Here is a 26,455-nt window from a genome sequence, read left to right as displayed (position 1 = left end):
GATGGGTATAAGAGACAGCCCCCTCCCTGCCCCGTCTGTCCAAGGTGGCCCTGGCTTGTACGGGGCTCGCCTGCGCCGGCTCGCCATCCGTGGTGAAACACCAGCCAGTACCTGCCTCCGAGGACTGTCCTCCTGGAGCGCGGGAGGCCATGGCGCGGCTCAACATCCGCATCGGCGTTCAGGTCTCCGCCTCCATCGGGGAGAGGGACCACACCGGACTTGCCCATGCGGACATCACCCTCCGCGAGTCTCGAATCTCGACCCATCTGGACCGGACGTTCGGAGCGCTCCGCCGAGGAGCGGAACTCATCACGAACATCTACGTCACCCCCACCCGGGTCTATGGCCGAGTCGTCGAGGCACGAATCGAGGGCAAGAGCTACCCTGTCTGCATGTCATATGTCGACCCCAATCAGAGAGGGGTGTATGGCATTCCCGCCAAGGCAGGCAGCGACGATGACCATGGCGTCGTGGCCAACAAGTTCGCCGTGCGCGCCGTGGGTCGTTTCCAGGAGACCGGTGACGAGGAGAATTAGCACGAGCCGTCCACGACCCCTCCTGCCGCTCATGATGTGCCTCGTCGCCATGAGCATGCGGAGCGGGCCCGCACTGGCGCAGTCTCACACGTCATCGTCTTCCTCGGAGGTCCGTCGCATCGACCTGGGGACACGACAGGGCCCAGCACCTGCCGAGATCTTCATTCGTCCCGGGGGCACCACCGCGCTCCTGTTCGACACATCTCTCGCACGAGACGCCGTCACGCTGGAGGGACGGGAGCGTTTTCACCGGGTGGTGATGAGCGAGGACGCCCTCGTGCTCCTGCCCTCGGACAAACTCCAGGAAGGCACGCGGCTTCGTCTGACCCTGCGCTTCGAGGATGGCTCCACTCCCAGGGAAGCGAACTTTCTCCTCGTCGTGGCCCCGGGGCACTTCGATGCCCAGGTGGAGGTCGTGAGCGATCCACCAAGAGTGCGCAACAACCGGACCGAGACCGCCCAGCTTAAGGGCGAGCTTCTGAGGCTGCGCGAGGAGAACGCGAGGCTTCGAGCTGAGCAGGGTCCAACGGGCCTGACAGGACTTTTCGCCACAGGGCTTCTGAACGAGCAGGGCATTCTCGGAAACACACTCGGTCAGGACCTCTCAACGGCCCAGTCCATTCTGTCTCGTGAAACCGAGGCACAGGTCTTCAGGAGCATCTCCCGCGTCGCGGTGGCACTCGTGATGGCTTCAGCCGGCCATCATCTTCCGTGGACCGCGAGCCGAGCCACGCTCAGGGACACCCTGGGTCGCCGCGCCCATGAGCTGCGGGCCTGGCAGTCGAAGCCCCTGACCGCTGGCGACATCGAGGTGTTGCTCATCCTGGAGACAGAGGCCAGCCCGGACGAACTGCAAGGCACCTACACACTCGAACTGCGCGACGGGAACGATTCACGGGCCGTCATCATCGGCCCCGTGAACTTCCCTCGGATGTGAATGGCTCACACCCTCTCCGGTCCTTGACAGGCGTCAGACCAACGCGCTCAGGGCGCTCGTCGACGGCAGTGCCGACAGTGGGCGCATTCGCGCCTGCGTCATGGATATGATTCGAAACGCCAAGGAGGAAGCATGAGCAAGGTCTTCGCCAACGGCCGCGCCATCCTGCACAAGGGAAGCGGTAACACGCACACCTCGGCCGCACCCGACGTCTGCAAGGTGCCGACGCCGGGAGGCCCTGTGCCCACCCCCTTCGTCAACTCCGCTCAAGACTCCACGCTCATCCATGGAAGCACGAGCGTCACCATCAATGGCCACCCGGTGGCACTGACCGACTCCGAGTTGAGCATCAGCTCGGGCGATGAGCCGGGCACGGCGGGCGGCATCATCTCCTCCAAGCTCAAGGGGAAGATGGCTTGGGGAAGCGGCAGCGTGGACGTGAAAATCGAGGGAAAGGGCGTCGTGCGCTACCTCGACGTCACCCTTCACAACGGCAACTCCTTCAATACCACGTTCATATCAAATGGACATGGTGGGACGGGATTCGCGTACGGGGACGACTTCGAGGGGCTGTGCATCATCTGCCAGAAGGACGCGGACAGCCATGCGGTGCTTGAGCGTCCAGAAGGAAGCCTCGACGTCGCCAACAAGATTCTCAAGGACCTCAAGGTCCGCGAGACCGAGTGGGCCAAGGTCCACCAGGAAATCACAACGAAGGTCGCCGAACTTGAGCGCCTCGGGCGTCAATCACCCCCACCCAAACAGACGACCTTGGATGAGCGGATGGCGTATATCAAGACCCTTGATCGGACACGTGAGGGGCTTGAGAATCATCGTCGCAGCAGGTCTGGCGGGTACATGTTCGGAGTCATGGTGTGCCTCACCGGCAAGAAATTCGCCGCGGTATCGGGTAACGAGGTGCCTCCCGGCTTCACGGCCATCGCCGAGGCTCACGGTTGCACGGTCATTGAGCGGGCCTCCACACTGGAGGACCTCATGACCATCAACCCAAGGTGTGCCGCGGGAGACACCCAAGCCATCGACAAGGTGGCCAAACAGTGGGACGACACCAGGAACTACGTCATCAGGGGTGAGAGCGGATACAACAACGTCCCTGGAACCTGTGCAGGCGCCAAACTCATCGGAGCGAGCGGTCATGTCGCGCATTCGATGACCGAGATTTACTTCTCCTTCTCCAGTGAGAAGAAGCAGGTGAAATTCAATGTGCCCTATCGCGGCCCCATCGGCTTCGCGCCGTCTGAGGGGCCCTGGACGCCTCCGAGCGCCGCCGACATCATGGAAAACAGGGGCGGCGAGTATGTCGAAGAGCACCGTGACATGAAGCGCAAGAAAGAGGTCACTGTCCTTTCCTGCCAATCGTGTCAGGACACGCTGTTCATGGCCCGGTGCGACGTCAAGAAGCAGAGTTGCGCATGACCTGGTCAAGGATTCTCAGGTCCCCTCCTGCCTTGTCGCTGACGGGCCTACTCGCGTTCATGGAGCGATGGAAGCCCGGGAGCACTCATGGCTTCGAACCAGCAACGACCGACCAGATGACAGCGCTTGCCCAGCCACATGGAGGACTCGACGCGCTGCCCGGCCTGTATCGCGAGTTCCTCGCAACCATGGGTGCATCGACCGGCGAAATGCGGTTGATGTGGGGGACAACCTCAATCTCGGCCCTGCTAGAGGATCTTGAGGATGAGCACCGCGAGCGGCCCGATTCTCGCCGCTACCTCAAGTTCGCCATGGGTGAGGACGACTACAACGGCCGTCACCCGGACGACTTCTTTGATCTCTCCCGCCCAACACCGGACGGGCGTGACACGGCCATCCTCCGCATTCACGAAGAGGATTTAGTGAGCAGCAAGGTCGCGGCCGAGCAGCCCTTCCCGACTTTCTCCGACTTGCTACGAGCGGTCATCGTGGCCAGGGTCAGCTTGGAGGCCGCTCCTCGGAAACAAACGCAGACCTATAACCTTGGGCCAAATCCCGAGGCTCCGGCCAGGACCTACGAGTTCTTCGCACGTTTGGGATTCGCTCCAACGGAACTCGGGGCCTCGTCGTCAATCATTCCTCTTGAACACGCGGAGCGCGGCGCGGTCGCCCTTATCAGGGCGCCTTCGACATTGATCCCAAGAGCGGGCGTAGAAGTGCGCGCACGTGATAAGGCCCAGCAAACGCTCCTTGATGAAATCATCCAGGACCATCAGCAGGAGTTGAGCGGTGGTTGACGAGGGTCGCCATTCGCATGACCCGCGAGATTTCACCAGATTCCCGTCGACGTCAGAGCGGAGGCTCCCTCCGGAGGCGGCTTCACATCCATCCACGAGTAGAGTCTGGACAGGGCCTGAGCGCGTGAGTTCACCCATGATACTGCCCTGCAGTGGAAGAGGCGCTGTTTCGAGAAACACAAACTGCCGTATCTCAAGAGGCCACATCCATGACGTCGGTTAGATGGGACGGGAGCAGATTCCGCTGGGTGGTCCTGAGCGTGTGGATGGCCTGTGTCGGGTGCCGGTCGAGTCACCTGCACACGCCTCCGTCATCCGTCACGGAAAGGGCGACGGAACACAAGGGCTTGATCGTCGGAATGCGGCGTACGGGATGTGATGGGCTGTGTCCCGTTTATGATGTTCATGTCTATGACGATGGATGCGTTGTGTATGGGGGAATGGAGCACGTGGAGGTCGTAGGGAGGAGGGATTCCCAGTTGACCGGGGAGCAGGTTGGACGTCTGAGGAGGATTCTCGCCGAGCATGTCCGTGCCGCGGAGGTCTATGGAGATGAGTATGGGAGCTTCTTTACTTGCCCTCATGGTGTCATCGGGTTTGCGGGAGTCGTATTGACAGCTCCAGAGGTAGGGGTGGTGAATCCTGTTTGTTATGCTGAGTTCATCTCGAAGGGAGAGACGCCACTGCTTGGTGGGGTGGATTATCTGATCGACGAGTTGCTCGGGACTTCTCGCTGGATTGGATGTGCAACCGGTGTGAAGGGATATGGTGGGTGTTGAGGGATGGATGAGACGGCCACGCGCCTCCTCGACGAGGCGGTCCTGGAGCCCACGACCGCCCACCCTCTCCGCTGCCCCGCACATCAGGCCCGTTGAGCGTCGCCGGGGCCAGCGGACATCAGACCGGAAGCCCCTCGGCCGCGAGCGCCTTGCGCACCGCCGGACGCGCGGAGACTCGCTCCATGAACGCCATGAGATTTGGGAAGCCGGACAGGTCCACCTTCACGTACTTCGCCCAGCGGGTGACGGTGTAGAGGTAGGCATCCGCGATGTTGAAGGTGTCACCGAAGAGATAGGCGCGCGTGGCCAGGCGTTCCTCGATGAGCTTGTAGCGTTTGAACAGGTACACCGTGCGCTCCTCGCGCGTCACGTCCGGCGTCGTGGGCTGGAAGAGCGGCGCGTACGTCTTGTGCAACTCGGAGTTGATGTAGCCGAGCATCTCCTGCACGCGGTAGCGCTCGCGGCTGCCCTCCGCGGGCACCAACCCCGCCTCGGGCCGCAGGTCCGCCAGATACAGCACGAGCGCGGGGCCCTCCGTGAGGACCTCGCCCGGCTCCAGCTCCAACGCGGGCACATAGCCCTTCGGGTTGATCTTCCAGAAGTCGCCTCCCGACTGGAGGACCTTCGTCTGGGTGTCGACCTTCTCGAGCTGGAGCTCCAGCCCCGCCTCGTGCGCGACGATGTGGGGAGACAGCGAGCAGGCGCCCGGGGCGAAATAGAGCTTCATCGGCATTCTCGTGGTGAGTGGGAACGACGGCACATCCCTAACGGGCCTGGTTACCTTTGGATAGCAACGCGACTAAGGTAAGCGCACTTTCCACTCACCTCCTGGTAACTCCACTCACCTCGCGGTAACCGCCCATGTCCCTGAAGCTGAGGAAGAGCAAGGCCCCACCCCCGCCCCCGGGCTGTCCCATTCATGCCTGCATGTCGTTGCTGGGCGGAGCGTGGACCACCAGCGTCGTCTGGCAGCTCTCCGGTGGCCCCCGGCGCTTCGGGGAGCTGCTCCACGACATCCCCGGCATCTCGCCCAAGGTGCTCACCACGCGGCTGCGCGAGCTGACGGCGAAGGGCGCGGTGACACGCGAGGTCCTCCCCACCTCGCCGCCCTCCGTGGAGTACGCCCTGTCCTCGCTCGGCCTGGAGCTGGTGCCGGTGATTGACTCCATCGTCCGGGTGGGCACCCGGCTGCGCGAGATGACACTCGCTTCGCATCGCCACGACAAACCTTCCTCTCGGCGATGAGGAGCGGGTGGTGGGAGGCCTCGTGGCCCACGATTCCACCGACCAGGGCCACGGAGGCGGTGAGGCTCAACGAAGAGGTCGCGGACAGGGCCCCAAAACCACTGGGGCCCTGTGGGGGACGTTCAGGACACGTCCCGCGAGCCCCCGACTACAGCGGCGGCCGTCCATCCACCAGCGGAGCCACCTCCTCCAGCCCCGTCGACGTCAGGACGGAGACTCCCTCCGGAGGCGGCTTCGCATCCATCCACGCGTAGAGCCTGGACAGGGCCTGGGCGCGCTCGGGCGCGGCCAGGAGGCCGATGAAGGCATCTTCATGGTTGGTGTTCGGCGCGGTGAAGCGGAACGAGTCATTGCGCTCGCGCACCTCGAACGCCCCGGCGGACCACGGGTCGGTCTCCCCGTAGATGAACAACATCCGCTCACCCTGCTGACGAACCCAGCGCTCCACGTCGCGCATGAGTCCCTGAGAGAAGGGCACCTGCACGGGGAATGACAGATACGTGGCGGGCACGTCCTGGCGCGGGTAGCTCAACAGGCCGCGCAGGTGCTTCGTGGGGAAGCGGTTCCAGCCCAGCTCCGTCGCGCTCTGGTAGTAATAGGGCGCGTAGTAGAGCACGCCCGAGTCCGCATAGCTGACGTCCATGTGGGTGACGTTGCCGACGAAGTCGAGCATCTCATTCGCCGGAGCCCCGGGCAGCGGGACGGTGTCGCAGCGAGACTCACGCTCGTACATCCAGAAGTAGAACGACGACTCGACGATGGCGAACTCCAGCGCGCGGTCCATGCCCAGCAGCGTGAACTCCATTCCATACGACTCCAGCACCGACAGCAGCTCCTCGCGCCGGCGCAACGCGTCCTGCTGGAAGTCCCGCAGCCGCGCCCGGCAGGCCTCACTGCCCACCTGGTCGAGGAAGCGCACGAAGCGCTTGTCCTTCAGTCCATGGAGGCTCGGGGCCACGTACGCCACGGTGGCGTCCACGTCGTCCGGGTAGAAGTAGCGGTGGTACACGGCGGACATGCCGCCCTTGCTCGCGCCCGTCGTCAGCCAGCGCCTGGGATACATCGGCTTGAAGGCCTGGATGATGCGGTGGTAGTCGCCCGCGGTCTGCTCGATGTCGAGCTTCGTCCAGTCAGCCGACTCGGGCCGCGAGGAACTGAAGAAGCGCTGCTCCACCGACAACTGGTTCGCATCCAGCAACATCGTCGGCTCGGACTGACCGGGAGTCGTGCGGATGGCGTAGCCCGTGCCATACACCACCGTGGGCGCATCGAACGAGCGGTGCAGCAACGTGGCGCGCAGCCAGAACCACTCGCCGTCCTGCGCCCGGTGGTCCACGGGCTGGGCGAACCAGAGGGTGAAGAAGCGCGTGTTCGGAAAGGGCGAGACCTTCTCGCTCGCCACCACCACGTCGGGCATCGCTCGCAGTCGCTCGAGGATGTCGTCTGACTCCGCCCCTCGCTCCAGCACCCCTACCTCTCGCGCGGGAGGCTCGACGACTCCAGGCTCGACTGGCTCCGCTCCACCACAAGCCTGTGACACCACGGCGGCGAACAGCAGCCAGGCCGCCCTGAAACCACCCGTCTTCTTCATGGGAACATTCCTCGCGATGCGACTCACTCCACGTCTCGCGCGTGGAGCGCCGGCCCTGGTGCCGCATCAACCCGTCACCGCGCGAAACTGCGCACGGCCCCCCGCATTCAGCGCCCCAACGTCGCGCACGTCATGCAGTAGCGCGCCTCGGGAATCGCGCGCAGGCGATGTCTCCCCATGGCCCCCCCACACCGCTCGCAGCGGCCGAACTGGCCCCCGGCGATTCGCTGGAGCGCCGCGTCGATATCGAGCAACTCCTGTCGCTCCGCTTCGGAGAGCAGCGAGCCAGGTTCCGGAACACTCGGCGGGGGTCGGGCCCGTGACCTCAGGCGTTCGCCACGTTGCACCAGGGCGTCCCGCGCCTCACGAGCCAGACTGTCCATGCTTCACTCCCGCCACCCCACGCCGGGCGCATCCGTCGCGTCCACCGCGACCGTCCTTCCCAGCGGAAGAGTGGAGGTCGGGCACTTCAGAAAGCATGCCACTTCACTCCAGAGCCACCCGTCGTCCCCCACCCGCAAGGCTTGCGCGCCCCCCGAGGACGTCCGCAGCCCTTGCGGAAGTCCGGCCCGCCCGCCTGCCCTGCCGCTACTGCTCGAAGGGATAGATGACCTTCCAGTCCTTCTTCATGTCCACCAGGTACCAGCCGCGCCGAGGCGCCTCGTCCAGTCCCCGCGAGAGCTTCCCGATGTGAGCGTTCCGGTCATACGCCCACTCCCGCTCCGCATCGGTGTGGTGGACGAAGAGCCCGAAGCGCGGCCCCGTGCCCGACGTCGTCCACTCGAGCATCTCGAAGTCCCCATCCGAGTTGCCGAAGGCCGCGAGCGGACGCCGACCGATGACCTGCTGGATGCCCACCGGCTTGCCAGCCTTGTCGTTCATCAGGTCGAGCTCCGGCAACAACAGGAGCGCCGGCGCGCCATCCCGGACCTCGTAGCGAAGCTTCGCCCGACTGCCGATGACCTGCTCGGGGGGAATCCCATACACACGCTCGGCCCAGGCGCGCATGAAGCCCACGTCGCCGCCCGACACGATGAAGGTCTTGAAACCATGGGCCCGCAGCAGCGCGAGCAACTCCAGCATCGGCTGATAGACAAGGTCCGTGTAGGGCCGGCTGAACCTCGGGTGTTTCGCCGTGGTAATCCAATCCTTCACGGTGACGTCGAACGCCTCCGTGGTGACACCCGAGTGCGTCGCCGCCAGCAACTGCATCAGCCCGCGCTCACCGCTCGCGGCCACCGCCTTGAGGTCGCCTTCGAGCACGCCCTGGAAGGGCTGTTGGTGCCTCCACTCGGGATGCTGGGGCGCGAGCGCCTTCACGCGGTCGATGACGAAGGCCAGCTCCACGGCGAGGGGCTGCTCGGTCCACAGCGTGCCGTCATTGTCGAAGGTCGCGATGCGCGCCTCGGCGGGAACGAAGTCGGGCCCGCCCTCACGGGTGACACGCTCCACGAAGTCGAGCAGCGCAGCCTTCGTGGGCCCCTCGTTCCACGAAGGCAACGGGTCCCCTTGTCCGGAGAGCCCCGAGCCGCCCCGCGCAAGGGTCGAAGGCTCCGGGGCGACGTGCTGCGCGGACTTGCAGCCCACCGAGACAAAGAGGGCACACAACGTCACCGCCAGCCAGGAGCGGGCCAAAGGCTCCCATCGATACCCGCGGCCCGGCGTTCCCCGCAGCGAAGCTCCGTCCATGGCATTCCCCCAAGAGGCCATGTGCGTCACGAGCGGCCTCACGCCGCAACCTGCGCATCCCCCCATGGGTTTCCATCGTTCCGTCGAGGACCGGAAACACGCGGTGCTTCACGGAGTGGGTCCCCGCCACCCTAGACTGAGCATGAACGGTCGACACCGTGGGGAAATGTTTCCCGGACAGCTGTCCTCCATCCGCGCATCACCTGCACAGAGGGATGAGACCTGCCTGGCTGGCTCGTCTTCCCAGCGGGGGCACCCACACCTCGTCATCCTCCCGGACAAGCGTCGGGTCCGGTTCCACACTGGGCATGTGGATTGAACGGGCCGCGCCCCATGCGAATGAAAAAACAGTGGTTGCTGTTATCACTTCTGGTTCCATCACTCGCGACCGCGCATGACCTCGACTGTGAGGTCAGCGTCAACGAGCAGTCTGACCTCGTCGTCCGCGAGTACCCCGCCACGCTCACCTTCAGACAGGTGATGAGGAACATCCATCCCACGCTCCCGTCCACCCTCCAACAGGCGACGGACCCATTGCTGGAGCCCCTGGGTTGGTCCTTCACGCCTCCGCCCCCGGTGACGATTCCCGTCAATGACTCCCTGACGTACGAGTTCACCGTCACCGTGGAGAGCCTGGAGGACTGCGCGCGCATCGGACAGGTGCCTCCGTCGGAATCGGTGGAGTTCACGGACACACTCCAGATTGGCTGGGACCAGGGCATGGCGACGTGCTCCGCGCGAGTCCAGTGCGTGCCGGCCGACACCTTCGTCTGTGATGACACCATCTACGTGTCCTCCAGCGCGGGGACGAACACGGAGTTGATGACCCTGGACCCGGTCACCCTCGCGACGACCCCGGTCTCCAGCACCACCGAGTTCGGCTACGACGCCATGGGGCTCAGCCACATCGACGGCTATCTGTATGCCATCAGCAATCGCAACCTGTCCGGCGACCCCATTCCCCATGTGGTCCGCGTCGACCGGGCGGGAAACATCGAGGACCTGGGAGGCCTGCCGGAGCTGGCTGGCCAGGAATGGATTGTCGGCACCATCATGGAGGATGGCAGCTATGTCATTGGTTCATTTCTGGGGAGCCACTGGCTGCGCCTGAATACCAGCACCCTCGAAATCCTGGGCCAGGGGACCCTCCCCACCACGACGCCCACCGCCTGGGCCACCAACCCGCTGGACAACAAAATCTACGGCTACCAGAGCTTCCTGGCCCGGATGAGCGTGTTCGACCCCTATACCGGCGTCCTCACCGTTTTTGGTCCCGTCCTGGGCAACGTGGGGATTCAGCCCTGCTCCTGTGCCTTCCAGCAGGATGGGACGTACCTGCTCTACTGCTACACGTCGGACCCGACGCTCGACGCCTTGTTCGAGGTGGACCTGATCAACGGCGGCGCGACGCTCCTGGGCAGCACCACGTCGCTGGCCGCTGGAGACTTGGCGTCCTGCGCGTTCCCTCCCACGGAGGGCGCGGCGCCCGCCGTCCGCCCCGCGGGCTATTACATGACTCACGAGGCCGCGCTGGAGCGCTGTCTGGCCCCGGGCCCCGTGAAGCTGGGACTCCTTCCGGCCATCGTGACGAAAGAGGACGCGCTGCGGCTGCTCTGGTCGTCACCCGCCTTCACCTTGGGCGGTGAGCAGCGCTCCGAGGAGCAGGCCACCCGGCACGCCCTGGCCAGACAGACGCTCACCGGAGTCTGCAACCAACGGCTGTTCGGTGGCACGCCAGAGCTTCAGCGCCTGCTGCTCGACGCCTCCACCACACTCGGCCGCACCCAGACCCTGTCACGTCTCGAACGACACCTCGGCGCAGCCAATGGCCGGGGACTCGATGTCGCGCTGCCCTTCTCCCTTCGGAGCCGCGCGACGCCATCCCATGCGCTGGAGCAGCTCCAGCCCAGGAGCTCGCCATGAAGAAGACCGTTTCCAGAATCCTCCCGCTCGTCATGTTGCTGTGGGGTGTTGGCCTTTCCGCGTGTGGAGACAGCGCCCCGGAACCTCGGCGCTATGAGCTGCGCCTCCAGGGAACCTCGAATCGCTTCTCCACCACCTACCTGACCGCGAACGCCGTGCAGGTGACCCTGGGAGGAGTGCCGCTGCGCACGGAGCTGCTGACGTCCTCACAGCGGATGGACGTGGCCAAAGCCACCCATGCGCACCTGGTGGCGTACTTCTGGCTCATGCCCGAGCAGGCCCGTGGCGCGCTGGAGGCCACCGTGACTCTGGATGACTTCGGCGCCTTCGAGGGCTCCGACGGCTCCGCGGGCTTCGTCGATGCCCGGAGTGCCCCGCTCCGCCTGAAGCTGGAAGGCGCCGCGCTGGAGCGCAATGGCCGGGCCGTCATCCACCTGGACCTGGACAGGTCGCTCGGCGCCGAGCGACAGGGGAGTCGTCCCCTGCTCCCCCATCTGCGGCTGGTGTACTGAAGCCCTCACCCCGTCAGGGCATGGGCCCGGCCCCCGAAAGAGGGACTGGCCATGGACGGGACGGGAGGGGCGCGGAGCTTGTGCGCGGCAGGCGACGAGGCCGAAGACAGGCATCGACTTTTGGCGCGGGACGGGGCAAGCCAGGACTCCTATGCGCCCGCAACCTTCCGGTCCCCCGCCCGAGCGGGGCCTGTTCTGCAACCGCACCCTCAACCTGCGCGCCATCAAGGCCGTGGGCTACGACATGGACTACACGCTCATCCACTACCGCGTGGAAGCGTGGGAACGCCGCGCGTACGAGCACATCCGAGACAGGCTCGTGGCGCAGGGCTGGCCCGTGGGTGACCTCCAGTTCGACCCGGCGCTCGCCATCCGGGGCCTCATCATCGACACGGAGAAGGGCAACCTGCTCAAGGCCAATCGCTTTGGCTTCGTGAAGAAGGCCCTGCACGGCACGCGCTCCATGGACTTCATCTCCCAGCGCGACGAGTACTCCCACACCGTCATCGACCTGCACGAGCGCCGGTGGGTGTTCCTCAACACGCTCTTCTCGCTGTCGGAGGCGTGTCTCTATTCGCAGCTGGTGGACCGGCTGGACGCGGGGCAGCTGCCGGGGCCCATGGGCTACGCGGACCTCTACGAGCACGTGCGGAAGAATCTGGACGCCACGCACATGCAGGGTCAGCTCAAGGCGGAAATCATCGCCGACCCGGAGCGCTACGTGCTGGATGACCCGGAGACGCCGCTGGCGCTCCTGGACCAGAAGAACGCGGGCAAGAAGCTCCTGCTCATCACCAACAGCGAGTGGGCCTACACCGAGCCCATGATGCACTTCGCCTTCGACAAGCACCTGCCCGCGGGCATGACGTGGCGGCAGCTGTTCGACGTGGTGATTGTGTCCGCGCGCAAGCCGGAGTTCTTCACCACCCGCTCCGCGCTCTTCGAAGTCGTGGAGACCCAGGGCGAGGCGCTCCTGCGTCCGCACTCCGGTCCCTTCAAGCCCGGCACGCCGTACTTCGGTGGCAGCGCGCTGGAGCTGGAGCGCCACCTGGGGGTGAGCGGCGACGAGATTCTCTACGTGGGCGACCACATGTTCGGCGACGTGCACGTGTCCAAGAGCGCGCTGCGCTGGCGCACGGCCCTCATCCTCCGCGAGCTGGAGGACGAGGTGCGCGCCATCGCCGGCTTCCGCGCCACCGAGGTCCGGCTCGCCGAGCGCATGGTGCTCAAGGAGAAGCTGGAGTGGGAGAGCTGCCAGCTGCGGCTGGAGCTCCAGCGGCGCCGCGCGGACTACGGGCCCCGGACGGAGGCCCCGCCGGAGACGGAGCTGGTGAGCCGGCTGGGCGAGCTGCGCGAGGCCCTGGAGGCCCTGGACGCGGAGCTGGGCCCCATGGCCCGCGCCGCCACCGAGCTGTCCAATCCCATCTGGGGCCTGCTCACCCGCGCGGGCAACGACAAGAGCCACCTGGCCCGCCAGGTGGAGCGCTACGCGGACATCTACACGTCACGCGTGTCCAACTTCCTGTTCGCCACGCCCTTCGTGTACCTGCGCAGCCCGCGCGGCAGCCTGCCGCACGACCCGAGCCTCCCCGGCGGCACCCCCGTCTTCCCCGCCACCGACAGCGGCGGCGGCATGGCGGACGCCGAGTAGCCAGGCGCGCCCGGGCCTGCCTGCCTGCCCAGGCAGACAACCCAGGTGCGCGGAATCACTGGATTTTCGTTCAGTGCCCCTGAACGAGGGGCGGGCAGGCATTTCCCCTCTGAAAGGCCGTGTCAGACCCCCCAGCTAAGAGTTGGGGGGTGAGCCACTCGAACCAGAACAGCTCTTCAACGCGCGTGCTCGAGCAGCGGAACCTGCTCGGAGGGATGGACCTCAAGCCCGTGCTCGGCCGTGGAGGGCGCAGGCGCGCCCGCAGCTTCCATGTCGCCACGGAGAAACGGGTGGGCTTCGCCGCGGCGCTGGCGCTGGTGGTGGCGCATGGCCGCGAGAAGGCCAAGGAGATTGGCGTCACGTCGCTCAAGCAGTGCCCGCGCTGCGACCACGTGGGCCCCACGGAGCAGGACTTCGGCTACCGCATCATGCGCGGTGAGCGCCGTCCCCAGTCCTGGTGCCGGGGCTGCCGGGGGCTGCACCTGGAGACCGAGGCCAGCGAGTCCACGCAGACGACCAGCATCTCGCACGGCGAGGAGGGTTGGCTGTTTCCGCCCGAGACGACGACCAGCACCCGCCCGCCCCGGCGTGGCAAGCGCTCGTCGACGTGAAGCAGGCGGTTTGAAGTCTTCCGCCGAGGGCAGCGGGTTCCAGGCCCCGGGTCGACCCCGTGGCCGGGCCCTCTCCCTCGGGGGGACGACGGAGCGGCTGGGCGGCTTCCAAGCACGGAGCACAGCCCCTGCTTCCGTCCCTGGAGGGGGTTGGAAACGCCGTGGCGCCGTCCTTACCTCACCAGGGAAGGAGGGCATCATGGCGGTTCGGACCAAAATGGCGGGAATGAAGAACAAGCGACGGGTGGCCTCGGCGGACGAAGCACAGCCCAACGTCCAGGCCAGCCACGGGCGGAAGACACTCCCCCGGGATGAGGCGGCCGCGCTGCGCCGCACGAAGAACCTGTCGCGAGTGACGCTCGGCCCCGCGGCGGAGTCACATGAGCCCAAGAGCCAGCAGCGGCGGCGCACGTCGCTGAACGGGCGCAAGAAGGCGCCCAGCGAGATGGCCATCAAGCATCGGGGCGGGCCGCGCAATCGCGCGCGCCTGCACGGCGGCTGACACCCCAACCTGGGCCCCTTTCCACGGCCACACCGCCCCGTCCGGAAGCACCGGGCGCGGGCGGTGTCGTCGTTTCAGGGGCGGACTTCAGCTCACGGCGCGCTGGCGGCGCAGGCGGGTGACGAAGGCCTCGAAGGCGACGTAGGACAAGGGCAGCAGCAGGGAGAAGGTGACGGTGAGGCCCGTCAGGTACGGGAAGGCCAGGGGCTCGCGCAGGTGGGCGCCGATGGACGCGAAGAGGCTTCCGGGGTCCGTGAGCACGTGCCAGCTGTTCCACCGCTCCACCCGGCCCAGGTAGATGCCATAGCCGCACAGCAGCGAGGTGACGCCGACGAAGGCCCAGGCGCCAAACCGGCCCCAGCGCTCCTCCAGCCACTGCTTCCATATCTCCAGGGACAAGAGGCCCAGCATCCACCCGGTGGCGGCGAACAGGGCGAGCAGGGCCGCGTCGAACCACAGCGGGACGACGGGCCGCTGGTGCAGGTGGATGAAGTCGGTGAGGAGGTAGGGCGCGTTGGGGAACAGCGCGAGCCAGCCGGCGGCGAGCGGCGCCAGCACCCAGCCGCGTCCGTGGCCCCGCACCATGAGCACCCGAGCGAATAGCGCGAGGGTGTAGGGGGCCCAGGCGAGGAACAGGTTCCACGCGAGGAAGGCGAAGCTGGCGCGCTCGCTCCAGTCGAGGCGGATGGCCAGCAGGCACGCCGCGAGGACGGTGCACAGCACCGCGGGCAGCAGGCCATGGCGACGCGACACGGACAGCAAGGACATGGAAGTGGACATGGCGTGCGGTGACGGAGCCGCACCCCGTGGCCCGGGGACCACGGTGGGACGGCGCCAGGAGTGGATGTTGCCAGGGAGCTCCGACAGCGGAGCCCGTTGCCGTCGACCTTGAGCAATGCGTGGGCCAACGCCCTGTTCAGATGACCCCGTTCACGGAGGTTCGGTTCCCTTCTCGGCGGACGGCCGCGCACGGGCCCGGGCATCGAGGACTCCGTGGCCCTCAAGGGCCGGGCGGCCAGAGCGCGCTCACTCGAGGGTCCTCGGGAAGATAGACGACCCAGATGCGTTCCCCGGGGCGACGCTGGACATCCAGGGCGTGCGGGGACGGCATGTCACCGTGCAGCAGCTCACCATGCACGGTGAAGACATACGCGAGCCGCGCCACGCTGCCCGCCTTCACGGACGGGACGAAGTCTCGCTCCACGCGGGTGAGCTCCGCCGCCGCGGGCAGTCCCCAGCGCAGCGCGCGCAATCGCTGACGCTGCTCGTGCCGGAGCGCCCGGGGCCAGGCCGTGCGCCGCAGCACCATCCCGAGCCCACCAAGGATGGCGGCCGGCACACCCAGGGGCCGCAGGTAGGCCACCGCCACCGGCACCATCAACACGCCCACCGTGAGCAGGAAGGTGCCCAGCGCGTGCCGCGAGCTGCTCGCCGGACGCCACACGGCCTGACGCTGCGCCCTCGTGAGCGCACGCGGCGGCAAGGGCGGCGGTACTCCTCGGGCCGCGCGCAGGACTTCCGTCAAGGAGCCTCCACACTCCGCGCAGCGCTCCTCGGGGCCCACCAGGACGACATGCGCGCACGTCGGACAGACCAGACGCGCATCCACGGACTCCCGCGTCGGCTGGCCGTGTCGTTGCATAGCGCTGAATGGGAGCACCACCCCGTGCTCTCACGCAACCAGGCCAGGGGATGAACCCTCTGCGGAATTCGCAGCCTGGGATGCGGAATCCGCATCGCCACACGCAACCAGCACCCGAGGTCGTCCATGAAAACCACCCTCCTGCTGTCCTTGCTTCTCCTGTCGGCCTGCAGCGGACTCAAGACGGGCTCCACGGCCCCCGCGTCAAAGAGCGACCCCTTCGCCTTCGCCTCCTCCAATTCCAAGCCCACCTGCACCGCGGAATCGGACATGGTCTTCTGCGCCCACCACATCAAGTCCTGCGGACACGTGACCGGCGCCGACTCCTGCGGCAAGACACGCACCACGTTCTGCGGCACATGCCCTCCTCCCATTTCGTCGTGCGCCCGCACCTGCATCCCGCCCAAGACCTGCGGCGGAGCCGGTGTGCCCGGCGCCTGTGGGTAGCTTGAGCCACACCCTGCTCCGGAGGTCGCGACCCGCGCCATGAGCACGGGGCGCGCCTTCGGGGCGTCGTGCGCCACCGCCGAGGCGAGGCTTCAAATCGAGGGAAGAACAACCGTCAGGAACAACGACGCCTCGCCGTCGATATGAACTGAGCGCGCCCGTCCGAAAAGGTCCTACACGCTCATCAATGACGGTTCGAGTCCGTCCACCTCCACTTGTTTATGGGGGTGACGCCGCGGGTGCGGCACCTGATTCGTAATCAGACTCAAACGGCTTGTTCACTCGGGCGCGCTCAAGCCTCCCCCCTTCGTGTCACCTCATCCCACGGACGACCCACCGCTTCGATGCGGGCTCGGGAGTCGCCGTGGACCGGGCCTCTGATTCAGCTCCGAGGCACTCCCGACAGCGCCAGCACCCGTGACTCCAGGTCCGGATGACTCGCGAGCGACTGTTCGACCCAGGCCGAGACGAGCTGAGCGACGTCGGCCTTCGCCTCGGGATTCGCCAGCTGCCCTCGCGTGGGCCCGTACCACACGGTGTCGGGCACGACGAGCTCCAGCACGGCTGTGAGATGACCCAACAGCGCGGCATCCGTGAAGAACAGCGCCTCCTGCCCGGAGCCACGGGCCTTCATCCTGGCACGCAGGGCCTTGCGCAAGCCGAGCAGGAGCCCGTCATGGTGCGTGCCATTGCATGTGCACTCGCGCACGTTCGCCCACGAGCTCACCCCGGAGCCAGAAGCTTCGCCCCACTGAAGCGCGAGCCGCACCCGCGTCGTACCCGCCTGCCCCTCGAAGCTCCAGGGCGCATGGAGGGGACGCGAGGACTCGGAGAGCTCAGCGCACAAGTCTGGGAGCCCCCGCTCGCGCCGGTAGCACTCGTCGAGCCCGGACACCGCGTCGCGGAAGCGCCAGGTGAGGCCCGCGTGAAAGGCTGAGAACGACGAAAGCCGATCCCTCAACCACTCCACTGCGAATCGGTGGGGCTGGTCGAAGATGGCGGCATCCGGCATGAAGGTGATGTGGAGGCCCGAGTCCGAGGCGGATGGTGTCGCGCCGGGTGCGATGGCGTGCGGCTCGCCCTGGGGAAGCCCCTCCCTGAAACACTGACGCCAGCGCTGTCCCCCGACCCAGGCGACGACCTCGAGCGACGAGGCGAGCGCGTTGACGAGTCCCAGGTCCACATGGGGCACCGGAAAGATGACGCCTCGGGGCATTCCGGGCGGCCTCACCGCATTCATGTCGAAGTTCACGAACGTGAGCCACCGCCCGACATCCGCGATGGGCGACGTGCCGGAAGCCAGGGGCCATGGCCAGCCATCGAAGGAAATCTCGCAGGAGCCATCCACCCCCAGGGACAGCGAAATCTCCCGCACCCGCCCTTCCCTGCCCGCGATGACTCCCAGCAAGAGGAGGGATTCAGCAAGCCGGGACAGGCCGTATGTCGCCGTGTCGCCGATGTACATTCCCGGCCGCCGGCGGATGGCCTGACGCAATTCCTCTCCAACGAAATTCATGCGCGGACAATATCAGACACAGGTCCGCGATTCAGTCGTTCATCGCCCTTCGACCGCGATTTCCGAGGGGTGAAATCAACGCCGCTGCTTGACTCCCGCCAGCGCCAACACCCCGAAAATCACGAGCCCTGGAGCACTGGAACAGCCTCCCCCGGAGGCCTCGTCCGGTGCCTCGGGCTCGGGGTCGGGAGGCAGGGGTGTGCAAGGTGTGAAACAACGACAAGCGTCGTCTCCCTCCGACTCCAACCGGGCGCAGCGCCCTCCCGCTCCGCACATGGCGTCCTCGGTGCAGGTCGCACCGAATGAGCCTTCTCGCAGGGCGGGCAGGAGGCAGCGACCCGGCGCTCCATCCGTCACGACACAGGTGAGTCCAGAGGGGCACTCGGCGTCTCGCTCGCAGGCTTCACGGCACAGCGCCTCGGGCTGAAGCGTGGGCTCTGTCGCCGGTGGAGCGCTCGCGAGAAACGGGCGGATGAAGTCCTCCAGCAACGCATCCACTCGCACGTTGACGGCTTCGGCACGACAGGCCACGTCACCGCTCACGGTCAGCCCGATGAGGACGCCGTCGCCCGCGAGCACGGGACCTCCGCTGTCACCCACGCAGCTCATGCCCGGTGCGGGACCTGCTCGAAAGGCCGCAGGCTCCACGCTCGTCACCTGGAGCGCTCCCTGGCGCCGACGGCCCGACGGTGCATTCGCGTCCTTCGTGTCGCCATACCCCACGGCTCGCACGGGCGTGCCCACGGACATGGACACACCGACACCAGGAAGAGGCACGGGCGCGACATCGACAGGAGCAGCCAGTCGCAGCAGCGCCGCGTCATAGGCGTGGGTGCTCGGAACATAGCTCGGATGGAGGGTCGCTCGAGAGACACGGATGAAGCGGCCCGAGACCTCCGGCGTCGGCGACAACACCGTCCCGAAGAACACCTCGTGCGCCCCCTCCGCACCGAACAGGTCCAGACAGTGCGCCGCTGTCAGCACCACGTCCGGCGCGATGAGTACTCCAGAGCAGAGCAGCAACGGTGACTCTCCGCCGCACCGTGTCCGGCGAGCAACCAGCGCCACGGTGCCGACATCGTCGGGCGCGTCCGTGCCCTGGACGATGCGACGCGACACCTCGCCTGGAGGAACATCTCGCACCTCGGGCGCTTCCGAAACGGGCGCACACGCGACCAATCCCACCAGCACCAGCAACACCATGCGAGCAGGAGGGCGGCCGCGACACGAGGAGAGGTGCGTCATGCTGAAACCAGGAGTCATGGCACGCCTCGGTGTCGTCGTTCGACAGCGTTGGCTCGGTGGATGTGGCAATCGAGCATCAGTCGGTGCACGGTGCCCTCTCCGGCGAAGCCCAGCCCCGAGGACCCCCGATGCCCTTGTCGATTCGACCCGAGACTCCCGCCGACAGCGCCACCATCGAGCGCCTCACCACCGCCGCGTTCCTGGACGCCCCGCACACGAGCCACACCGAGCAATTCATCGTCAACGCGCTCCGACGGGCCGGAATGCTGTCCGTGTCCCTTGTCGCTGAGGACGATGGTGTCATCGTCGGTCATGTCGCCCTTTCACCCGTTCGCCTCTCGTCCGGAGAGGAGGGCTGGTATGGCCTGGGGCCCATCTCCGTGCTGCCCGAGCGCCACGGCCAGGGCATCGGCGCCCGGCTCATGACGTCCGCGCTGGCTGAACTGCGCGCCCTCGGCGCCTCGGGCTGCGTGCTGCTCGGCGACCCGGCCTTCTACCAGCGCTTCGGCTTCCTGCCTCGACCGGGCCTGGTGCTGCCCGACGTGCCCGCCGAATACTTCCAGGCGGTCTCCTTCACCGGCCATTGGCCCGTCGCGCAGGTGACCTACCACGACGCGTTCAACGCGACGGAGTGAGCAACGGCCCTCACGGAGCCGGGCGTCCTTCCCGAGCGGCCTCCGCCGCCGCCGCTTCGGTCAGCGTGCGGACCTCCTCGCGCAGTCCCACCAGTCGACCATGGTGACGCTTGAGCACGGTCTCGAGCTGGTGAACGCGCTCCGAGTCTCCCCGAGCCTCCGCCAGCTCCCGCTCGTGCTCCAGCCGCTCCACATCACGCCCCAGCAGCGCGGTGATGTGCGTCGTCTTCTCCAGCTTCCACTGCGCTGTCTGGGGCAGCTCCGGCTGAAGCTCGTCATTCGTCTGCGGCGGAGGATTCGCCACCTCCGGCTCCGGCGCCACATCCCCGGGCCGCAGCGCCACCACGGTGGCGTCACGTGGAGCCGCCTGGGGCTCCGGAGGGGACTCGGGACGGGGCACCGCCGCCGCCGCGGTGGGAGTCGGCGCGGGCGATGACGGAGGCGGCGCGGAGGCAGCCTCCTCCATCACCTCGGGAGCCTCGGAAGGGGACGAGCGCCACAGCAGGCCCAGCGACACGGCCACGCCCAGCGCCACTGCCGCCATCAGCATCAGTCGGTATCGAGTCTTCATCGCTCGCCCTCTTCAGAAACGCACGCGCCAGCCGCCGGCCTGACGCTCCACGCGCAACAACCACGGCTCCTTGCCCACCTCGCCGTCACGCGCGATTCGCGCCCGCACCAGCACCGCATCCGAATCCCGTCCGTCCAGCTTGGACTCGACGATACCGACAAGCGACAGGCCGTGCTCGTGCATCTCGCGCACGGCCTCCTCGCATGGACGCATGCTTCCCCCGGTGGCGAGCAGCGGCCCCAGCACCGCGCAGTCCTCCGAGGGAAGCGCCTCGAAGAAGCGCCGCACCGTCTCCTCCGCGGCCTCCGTCTTCGAGGCCGTGGACGAACACGCGAGCAGGGCCCACACGGCCCCGCTCACCCACACGCCCCTGCTGCCACGACGGATGCGCATGTCTCAGTAGCAGTTGGAGGCGAACAGCTCGTCGTCCGTGGCGGACACGAACTGGTCATCACACCAGGCGCTCGCCAGGACGTGGCCGTTGCGCACGCAGCCGTCGTGGTTCGTCGCATCCAGCGTGTACTGCGTGTCACCCCCACAGCCACCACCGCAGCGGCCGAAGCAGTTGCCCATCACCTTCGGGCGGGACCAGTGGTCCGGCTCGCCGCACAGCCAGGAGCTGCCGCTCAGGTAGAACTCATCCCCGCCGCACGACGTGTGGTCACCGAGCTGGGCGATCTGCTGATTGCCCGCGTAGCTGAAGCCACCCTTGTTGCAGTCGTGCTTCGCATACGAGTACCAGTTGTAGACGCCGCCGCAGCTGCCGGTGTTCTTGCCATTGCAGCGCGCATAGCTGCACAGCATGGTGTAGCCCCGGCCCTGCTCGCCCATCACCGTGCGCTGGAGCTCCACGGTGGACGGATGCTGCGCCCACAGGCCCACCGCGCGCCGCAGATACATCGCCTCCGGAGCCGCCGCGTCACCCGTGGGCAGCTGGGCGCTCAGCGCGTCGTAGAACGCCGACAACAGCTCGCGGTCCGCGTCCGTCAACTGCGTGTCCGCCGCGCCCTCGTCCGCGAAGCCATCCATCGTCGACACACCACTGGCCGGGTCCAGCAGACCCGCGAGCGTCATTCCTCTCAGCCGCACCTCCAGCCGGTAGACACCGGGCTCCACCTCTCGCGCGGAGAAGGAAACCTCGCCTCCGTCCCGAGCGAAGGTGCCACGCGTGTCGCCCGTCTCCGCGGACAGCGTCAGCCCCTCCTGCCGAGACTGAACCGTCTCACCGCCGCCAGAACCACCACAGGCCCACAGCATCAACGTCGCGACCGCACAGAGCGCCTTGCGCATACCGTTGCATTCCCTCCGGCCAGGGGACTTGGCCCCGAAAGACAAGCGGTGGTACCGGGCGCTCCTCGCTCACTCAAGGCCGGGTGCGTCACGGCTCATCCATCCCCGCGTGAAACACCTGGATGTCTCACGGGTGCAGAGGGACCCGGCCCAGACTTCAGCGTGAGACAGGCACACGGAAGACTGGCAGCGCACCCGCGACGCGCTCCAGGTCCACACCCCCTTCCGGGAGGGACTCCCGGGTGCCGATGACGAGCAATCCTCCTGGCGCGAGCCGGGCCACGAGCCCCGCGAGCACCTCGCGCTGGAGCGACGGCGCGAAGTACGTGAAGGCGACGTTGCGACACAACACGAGCTGGAACGGCCCCTCCTGCATGCGGGCTCGCAAGTCTTCATGGAGGAAAATGAGACCGTTACGGTACTCAGGGGTGAGACATGGCTCGGTGTCGGAGCCAGGAAAGGCTTCGGTCCGCCAGTCGGCCGGAAGCTCGCGCAAGGTGCCGCGCGGATAGCAGCCCTTTCGGGCCCGGGCGAGCAGGGCTCCGTCAGCCTCCGTGGCGACCAGCTCCAACCGCGCCCGCGGAAAGCGCGGCAGGAGTCCCAGCCGGAAGAGGATGCTCACGGTGTAGGGCTCCTCGCCGGAGGCACAGCCCGCGCTCCAGACTCGCAACACGGGGGACGACTCGAGGAGCGCGGGGAGCAGCTCGTCCCGCAGCGCATCGAAGACGCGCGCGTCGCGGTAGAAGCGGGAGATGGTGACGCGACAGAGCGCGTCCAGCACGGCCCACTCCTCCGGGTCCGAATCCAGCCGTTCGCGATACGCGGCGAGGTGCGGGAGCCCCAGCGCATGGAGCCTTCGGCCCAGGCGCTTGCAGACCTGCCCGCGCACCCGGTGGAACCCCTCCAGCCGCAATCGCAGCCGGGGCGCGGCCCACCGCAGCAGCTCCGTGCAGTCGTCATCCTTCACCGCGCGCTCCCGCTCATGTGTCCACTCTCCAACCCCGTCACCGTCACCACCACCGTATGCCTCCTGCCCGCGCTGGCGAGCCCACCCGGAGAATGTCAGGCACGCCGGGGGACGGGCGAGCGAAGCAGGCCGGGATGTGGCATGACGCTCCGGCGTTTGCGTTGGAACCTGGAGGAATCTGCCCTTGAAGAGACTCACTGCGCTCACCCTGTCGGCGGCCCTGGCGGCGGTCGGCTGTACGCATGGCACCGTGGCCACCGAGCCGACCACCCCTCCCGAGCAGGCCGCCGCGCCCGCCGCGCCCGTTCAGGAGGCCGCGCCCGCCCCTCAGCCGCTTCCTCCGCCTCGCACGGCCGACGTGCTCTCCGGCACCGCGGAGGCGTTCAGCGCCGCGTGCACCGCCGACATCGAGCGGGCCCAGGGCCAGATCACGGCGCTGAAGAAGCTGGACGCGCGCAAGGACGGCAAGGCGGTGCTCGCGGCGTATGACGAGGCGACGGGTTCGCTCGTCTCCGCGGCCAACCGCTCCAGCCTCGCCCGCGAGGTCCACCCGCTGCCGGCCTTCCGCGACTCCGCCCGCGAGTGCGAGCAGCGCGTGGACACCACCAACGTGGATATTTCGCAGGACCGCGGCGTCTATGACGCCCTGTCCGCCGTGGACCTGTCGCAGGCGGACGGGCCGACGAAGTACTGGATGGAGCGCACGCTGCTGGACTTCCGTCGCGCCGGCGTGGACCGCGACGACGCCACGCGCGCCAGGGTGAAGTCGCTGAACGAGGAGCTGCTCAAGCTGGGCCAGCAGTTCGGCAAGAACATCGCCGAGGGCGTGCGCCAGGTGTCCCTCACGCCGAAGGAGCTCAACGGGCTGCCCGAGGACTACGTGAAGACGCACCCGGTGGGGAAGGACGGCAAGGTGGTCATCACCACCAACTACCCGGACTACTTCCCCTTCATGACGTACGCGAAGGACGGCAAGGCGCGCGAGAAGCTGTGGCGCACCTACCGTCAGCGCGCGTTCCCCGGCAACCAGGAGGTCCTGTCGCAGCTCATCGCCAAGCGCTACGAGCTGGCCACGCTGCTGGGCTATCCGAGCTGGGCCGCGTACACCACCGAGACGAAGATGACGCGCACGCAGCAGGCGGCGTCGGACTTCATCGACCGGCTGGCGACGGCCACCCAGGCGCGCGCGAAGCAGGAGTTCGCGGACCTCTTGGCCCGCAAGAAGAAGGACGTCCCGGGCGCGAAGACGCTCGAGCCGTGGGACCAGGACTACTACGAGGACCGGCTGCGCGCGGAGCGCTTCGGGTTCGACTCGCAAGAGGTGCGGCCCTATCTGGAGTATGGCCGGGTGAAGGCCGGGGTGATGGACATCACCTCGCGCATCTGGGGGATTACGTACCGCCGCGCCGACGACGCGAAGGTGTGGCACCCGGAGGTGGAGGCCTATGACGTGCTCGAGGGGAGCACGCTCCTGGGCCGCATCTACCTGGACATGCATCCGCGTGACGACAAGTACAAGCACGCGGCGCAGTTCGACCTGGCGTCGGGTCAGGCCGGCAAGCGGCTGCCGGAAGGCACCCTGGTGTGCAACTTCGCGCGGCCAGGCGAGCTGATGACGCACGACGAAGTGGAGACGTTCTTCCACGAGTTCGGCCACCTGCTGCACGCGGTGTTCTCCGGCAAGCAGCAGTGGAGTGGCATCACCGGCATCCGCACGGAGTGGGACTTCGTGGAGACGCCGTCGATGCTGCTCCAGCAGTGGGCGGGCAATCCGCAGGTGCTGAAGGAGTTCGCGAAGCACCACCAGACGGGGGCGGCGATTCCCGCGGAGATGGTGGAGAAGCTGAACGCGTCGAAGGAGTTCGGCAAGGGCCTGTGGGCGCGGCGGCAGTTGTTCCTGTCGGCGGTGAGCCTGGATTACTACTCGCGCAAGCCGGGCTTCGACACGACGACGGCGCTGGTGGAGCAGCAGACGAAGCTCAGCCCGTTCAAGCACGAGCACCGTCCGGGCACGCACTTCGAGCTCGCCTTCGGGCATCTGGATGGGTACTCGGCGGCGTACTACACGTACCTGTGGTCCTCGGTCATCGCGAAGGATCTGGAGACGGAGTTCCAGAAGAACGGGTACCTGGATCGTGAGACGGCGATGAAGTACCGCCGCACCGTGCTGGAGCCCGGTGGCTCCAAGCCCGCCGCGGAGCTGGTGAAGGACTTCCTCGGCCGCGACTACGGCTTCGAGGCGTACCGCGCCTACGTGGACGCGGCGAAGTAGCCACACGAGATGTTCTTGGGGAGCCCGTGTGTCACGGGCTCCCCTCGTGGTCTTCCTTCGCGAGCGCGGCGTCGACTTCCGCTCCCAGCGGGTAGATGACCAGGTGCCGCGAGGGCTCGCTGCCGTGGCTCACCGCTTCCAGCGGATAGCGGCTCACCAGGCGATGCTGGAGCTTGCGCACCCGGGACTGGCGCGGCGACAAGGCCACCGAGATGCCTTCACCCAAGGCCCGCTTCACCGCGTGCTCGGCCTCCGCGATGGCGTCTCGGACTTCTTCCTCGTCCACGCCCTCCAGCACGTTGAAGAAACCCTTCAGCGCCCGACGCAACTCCGTCGAACTGGCGCGCTTCACCGCTTCCACCCGCGCGCCCGTCTTCGCCACCACCCGTCGCATCCTCGGGTCGTTCGCGCGCGAGCGCAGCGTCACCACCAGGTCCGCGGACTCCAGTCGGCTTACCAACCGGACCTCCACCGGCAGCTCGCGCAGCACCCGGAGCAGCAGGTCTCGATTCACGCCGTGCGGATAGAGGCGCGTGAGCCCCTTGGGCTCCTCGGCGGGCCATGCGTCAGGGGAGTCATCGGCACGGCGCGGAGCGAAGCGGGTGGACCGTGACGACGGAAGCATCGAGGCGCCCATCGTGCTCCGAGATTCCGGCGAGCCGATGCCCAGCGCAGTGACGCCAGCTCGCGTGTGACGCTCGGCATCCGCTTTTGCGAGCGGCGTGGGGGACGCGGCGGATTGCTCCGTCTCGGTATGAGCCCCCGTCACGTCCTCATCATCCGGAGAGTCTTCGTAGTCCTCGCTCGTCGGATTCTCGCTTCGGCGTGTGTCATCCGTGTGCGAACTCTCCTCCGCGCCAGCGGGCCTCGTGACGCCCATCGCTACAGCACGAGCCGCGGCCTGCTCCGCTCCCGAGCCCGTCCCCACCGGACGTCTCACCATCGGGCCTCGCCCCAACTCCACCGGAGGCAACGCCTTCGCCGGCTCCACCTCCACGCGCCCCGTCACCGCGTCCTGCCTTCGCCGCTCGCCACCCACGTCCTTGCCGGCCAGCAACCGGTCCACCGCATCCGCGGTGTCCGCATGCACGCGCACCTCGTCGCGGCTCACCATCTCCACCACGATGTCGAACGTGGGCGGCGCCTTGCGCTCGCTCACCGTCTTCTGCGTGCGCCGACGCCGCGCCTCATCGTCGCTCAGCGTCACCGTGTGCACCCCGCCCACGAGGTCCGACAGCGTGGGGTTCAGCACCAGGTTCTCCAACGTGTTGCCATGCGCCGTCGCCACCAACTGCACGCCCCGCTCCGCGATGGTCCTCGCCGCCGACGCCTCCGCCGCGGTCCCAATCTCATCCACGATGATGGCCTCGGGCATGTGGTTCTCCACCGCCTCGATCATCACGTCGTGCTGCCGGTCCGGCCGAGACACCTGCATCCGCCGCGCCCCACCAATGCCCGGATGCGGCACGTCCCCGTCCCCGCCAATCTCGTTCGACGTGTCCACCACCATCACCCGCTTGCCCAGGTCATCGGCGAGCACGCGCGCCACCTCGCGCAGCTTCGTCGTCTTCCCCACCCCGGGCCGCCCCAGGAGCAACAGGTTGCGCCCAGAGCCAATGAGGTCCTTCAACATGTCGATGGTGCCGTAGACCTGTCTCTT

Annotated in this window: 26 protein-coding genes; 13 read left to right on the top strand and 13 right to left on the bottom strand. The window is 67.2% G+C overall.

Annotated features, from left to right (window positions below; translation table 11 throughout):
* Nucleotides 1-149: 149 nt before the first annotated feature.
* The 5 genes from FJV41_RS52545 (at nt 150) to FJV41_RS30905 (ending at nt 4,486) form a co-directional block, all read left to right on the top strand.
* On the top strand, nt 150-536 hold the full coding sequence (locus tag FJV41_RS52545; protein ID WP_181791038.1) for a hypothetical protein: 387 nt from the start codon (nt 150-152) through the stop codon (nt 534-536).
* A gap of 49 nt (nt 537-585) precedes the next feature.
* Nucleotides 586-1,473 (top strand): DUF2381 family protein, encoded by an 888-nt coding sequence (locus FJV41_RS30920; RefSeq protein ID WP_181791036.1) that lies wholly within the window; start codon nt 586-588, stop codon nt 1,471-1,473.
* 132 nt (nt 1,474-1,605) lie between these two features.
* Nucleotides 1,606-2,910, top strand: a complete 1,305-nt coding sequence (locus FJV41_RS30915; RefSeq protein ID WP_141646179.1) for a DUF4150 domain-containing protein — start codon at nt 1,606-1,608, stop codon at nt 2,908-2,910.
* Between the two features lie 116 nt (nt 2,911-3,026).
* Nucleotides 3,027-3,707 (top strand): hypothetical protein, encoded by a 681-nt coding sequence (locus FJV41_RS30910; protein WP_246137541.1) that lies wholly within the window; start codon nt 3,027-3,029, stop codon nt 3,705-3,707.
* A gap of 209 nt (nt 3,708-3,916) precedes the next feature.
* Complete coding sequence (locus tag FJV41_RS30905) at nt 3,917-4,486, top strand: DUF6438 domain-containing protein (RefSeq protein ID WP_306440910.1); 570 nt, start codon at nt 3,917-3,919, stop codon at nt 4,484-4,486.
* Nucleotides 4,487-4,604: 118 nt separating this feature from the next.
* On the opposite strand, the gene gstA is transcribed toward FJV41_RS30905, so the two are convergent.
* Nucleotides 4,605-5,213, bottom strand: coding sequence for a glutathione transferase GstA (gstA, locus tag FJV41_RS30900; protein WP_141646176.1), 609 nt, complete (start codon nt 5,211-5,213; stop codon nt 4,605-4,607).
* Between the two features lie 134 nt (nt 5,214-5,347).
* Between gstA and FJV41_RS30895 the strand changes: the two genes are divergently transcribed.
* Nucleotides 5,348-5,731 carry a winged helix-turn-helix transcriptional regulator gene (locus FJV41_RS30895; protein WP_141646175.1) on the top strand — a complete coding sequence of 128 codons (384 nt, stop codon included), beginning with the start codon at nt 5,348-5,350 and terminating at the stop codon, nt 5,729-5,731.
* 148 nt (nt 5,732-5,879) lie between these two features.
* On the opposite strand, the gene FJV41_RS30890 is transcribed toward FJV41_RS30895, so the two are convergent.
* The 3 genes from FJV41_RS30890 to FJV41_RS30880 form a co-directional block, all read right to left on the bottom strand.
* Complete coding sequence (locus FJV41_RS30890; RefSeq protein ID WP_141646174.1) at nt 5,880-7,322, bottom strand: S28 family serine protease; 1,443 nt, start codon at nt 7,320-7,322, stop codon at nt 5,880-5,882.
* Nucleotides 7,323-7,429: 107 nt separating this feature from the next.
* Nucleotides 7,430-7,705, bottom strand: a complete 276-nt coding sequence (locus FJV41_RS30885) for a TraR/DksA family transcriptional regulator (protein ID WP_141646173.1) — start codon at nt 7,703-7,705, stop codon at nt 7,430-7,432.
* Nucleotides 7,706-7,910: 205 nt separating this feature from the next.
* A complete protein-coding gene (locus FJV41_RS30880; RefSeq protein WP_141646172.1) occupies nt 7,911-9,011 on the bottom strand; it encodes an HAD family hydrolase in 1,101 nt (366 codons plus the stop codon).
* A 333-nt stretch (nt 9,012-9,344) separates the two neighbouring features.
* Between FJV41_RS30880 and FJV41_RS30875 the strand changes: the two genes are divergently transcribed.
* From FJV41_RS30875 to FJV41_RS30855, 5 genes are all read left to right on the top strand, one after another.
* Nucleotides 9,345-10,934, top strand: a complete 1,590-nt coding sequence (locus FJV41_RS30875; RefSeq protein WP_141646171.1) for a DUF6923 family protein — start codon at nt 9,345-9,347, stop codon at nt 10,932-10,934.
* Nucleotides 10,931-11,446 carry a hypothetical protein gene (locus tag FJV41_RS30870; RefSeq protein WP_141646170.1) on the top strand — a complete coding sequence of 172 codons (516 nt, stop codon included), beginning with the start codon at nt 10,931-10,933 and terminating at the stop codon, nt 11,444-11,446. Before FJV41_RS30875 ends, FJV41_RS30870 begins: the two co-directional genes overlap by 4 nt.
* Nucleotides 11,447-11,597: 151 nt before the next feature.
* Nucleotides 11,598-13,097, top strand: coding sequence for an HAD-IG family 5'-nucleotidase (locus FJV41_RS30865; protein WP_141646169.1), 1,500 nt, complete (start codon nt 11,598-11,600; stop codon nt 13,095-13,097).
* 149 nt (nt 13,098-13,246) lie between these two features.
* Nucleotides 13,247-13,708: a hypothetical protein gene (locus FJV41_RS30860; RefSeq protein ID WP_246137540.1), complete on the top strand. Its 462-nt coding sequence runs from the start codon at nt 13,247-13,249 to the stop codon at nt 13,706-13,708.
* Nucleotides 13,709-13,907: 199 nt separating this feature from the next.
* The gene (locus FJV41_RS30855) at nt 13,908-14,210 is read left to right on the top strand and encodes a hypothetical protein (protein WP_141646167.1); all 303 of its coding nucleotides are present in this window, start codon (nt 13,908-13,910) and stop codon (nt 14,208-14,210) included.
* A gap of 87 nt (nt 14,211-14,297) precedes the next feature.
* Here the strand turns inward: FJV41_RS30855 and FJV41_RS30850 are convergent, their stop codons facing one another.
* The 4 genes from FJV41_RS30850 to FJV41_RS30835 all read right to left on the bottom strand — a co-directional run bounded on the left by FJV41_RS30850 (nt 14,298) and on the right by FJV41_RS30835 (nt 19,078).
* Complete coding sequence (locus FJV41_RS30850; protein WP_246137539.1) at nt 14,298-14,978, bottom strand: DUF1361 domain-containing protein; 681 nt, start codon at nt 14,976-14,978, stop codon at nt 14,298-14,300.
* A gap of 232 nt (nt 14,979-15,210) precedes the next feature.
* A complete protein-coding gene (locus FJV41_RS30845) occupies nt 15,211-15,819 on the bottom strand; it encodes a hypothetical protein (protein ID WP_246137538.1) in 609 nt (202 codons plus the stop codon).
* 862 nt (nt 15,820-16,681) lie between these two features.
* Nucleotides 16,682-17,794: a DNA topoisomerase IV subunit B family protein gene (locus tag FJV41_RS30840; RefSeq protein WP_246137537.1), complete on the bottom strand. Its 1,113-nt coding sequence runs from the start codon at nt 17,792-17,794 to the stop codon at nt 16,682-16,684.
* Between the two features lie 96 nt (nt 17,795-17,890).
* The gene (locus tag FJV41_RS30835; protein WP_246137536.1) at nt 17,891-19,078 is read right to left on the bottom strand and encodes a S1 family peptidase; all 1,188 of its coding nucleotides are present in this window, start codon (nt 19,076-19,078) and stop codon (nt 17,891-17,893) included.
* 110 nt (nt 19,079-19,188) lie between these two features.
* Here FJV41_RS30835 and FJV41_RS30830 point away from each other — a divergent pair, with 110 nt between their 5' ends.
* A complete protein-coding gene (locus FJV41_RS30830; protein WP_141646164.1) occupies nt 19,189-19,695 on the top strand; it encodes a GNAT family N-acetyltransferase in 507 nt (168 codons plus the stop codon).
* A 10-nt stretch (nt 19,696-19,705) separates the two neighbouring features.
* Here the strand turns inward: FJV41_RS30830 and FJV41_RS30825 are convergent, their stop codons facing one another.
* From FJV41_RS30825 to FJV41_RS30810, 4 genes are all read right to left on the bottom strand, one after another.
* A complete protein-coding gene (locus tag FJV41_RS30825; RefSeq protein ID WP_141646163.1) occupies nt 19,706-20,266 on the bottom strand; it encodes a hypothetical protein in 561 nt (186 codons plus the stop codon).
* Between the two features lie 12 nt (nt 20,267-20,278).
* Nucleotides 20,279-20,659: a hypothetical protein gene (locus tag FJV41_RS30820; RefSeq protein WP_141646162.1), complete on the bottom strand. Its 381-nt coding sequence runs from the start codon at nt 20,657-20,659 to the stop codon at nt 20,279-20,281.
* A gap of 3 nt (nt 20,660-20,662) precedes the next feature.
* Nucleotides 20,663-21,556 carry a hypothetical protein gene (locus tag FJV41_RS30815; RefSeq protein ID WP_141646161.1) on the bottom strand — a complete coding sequence of 298 codons (894 nt, stop codon included), beginning with the start codon at nt 21,554-21,556 and terminating at the stop codon, nt 20,663-20,665.
* 157 nt (nt 21,557-21,713) lie between these two features.
* The gene (locus FJV41_RS30810) at nt 21,714-22,523 is read right to left on the bottom strand and encodes a CheR family methyltransferase (RefSeq protein WP_181791034.1); all 810 of its coding nucleotides are present in this window, start codon (nt 22,521-22,523) and stop codon (nt 21,714-21,716) included.
* Between the two features lie 184 nt (nt 22,524-22,707).
* Between FJV41_RS30810 and FJV41_RS30805 the strand changes: the two genes are divergently transcribed.
* Complete coding sequence (locus tag FJV41_RS30805; protein WP_220137905.1) at nt 22,708-24,795, top strand: M3 family metallopeptidase; 2,088 nt, start codon at nt 22,708-22,710, stop codon at nt 24,793-24,795.
* A gap of 31 nt (nt 24,796-24,826) precedes the next feature.
* On the opposite strand, the gene FJV41_RS53980 is transcribed toward FJV41_RS30805, so the two are convergent.
* Nucleotides 24,827-26,455 (bottom strand): R3H domain-containing nucleic acid-binding protein (locus FJV41_RS53980; protein ID WP_246137535.1); only part of this gene is annotated, 1,629 nt, incomplete at its 5' end.

The organism is Myxococcus llanfairpwllgwyngyllgogerychwyrndrobwllllantysiliogogogochensis, assembly GCF_006636215.1.
In the GTDB taxonomy this organism is placed as follows: domain Bacteria; phylum Myxococcota; class Myxococcia; order Myxococcales; family Myxococcaceae; genus Myxococcus; species Myxococcus llanfairpwllgwyngyllgogerychwyrndrobwllllantysiliogogogochensis.
Note: the sequence above shows the minus strand (reverse complement) of the source record. Positions and strands in the feature narration are given on the sequence as shown.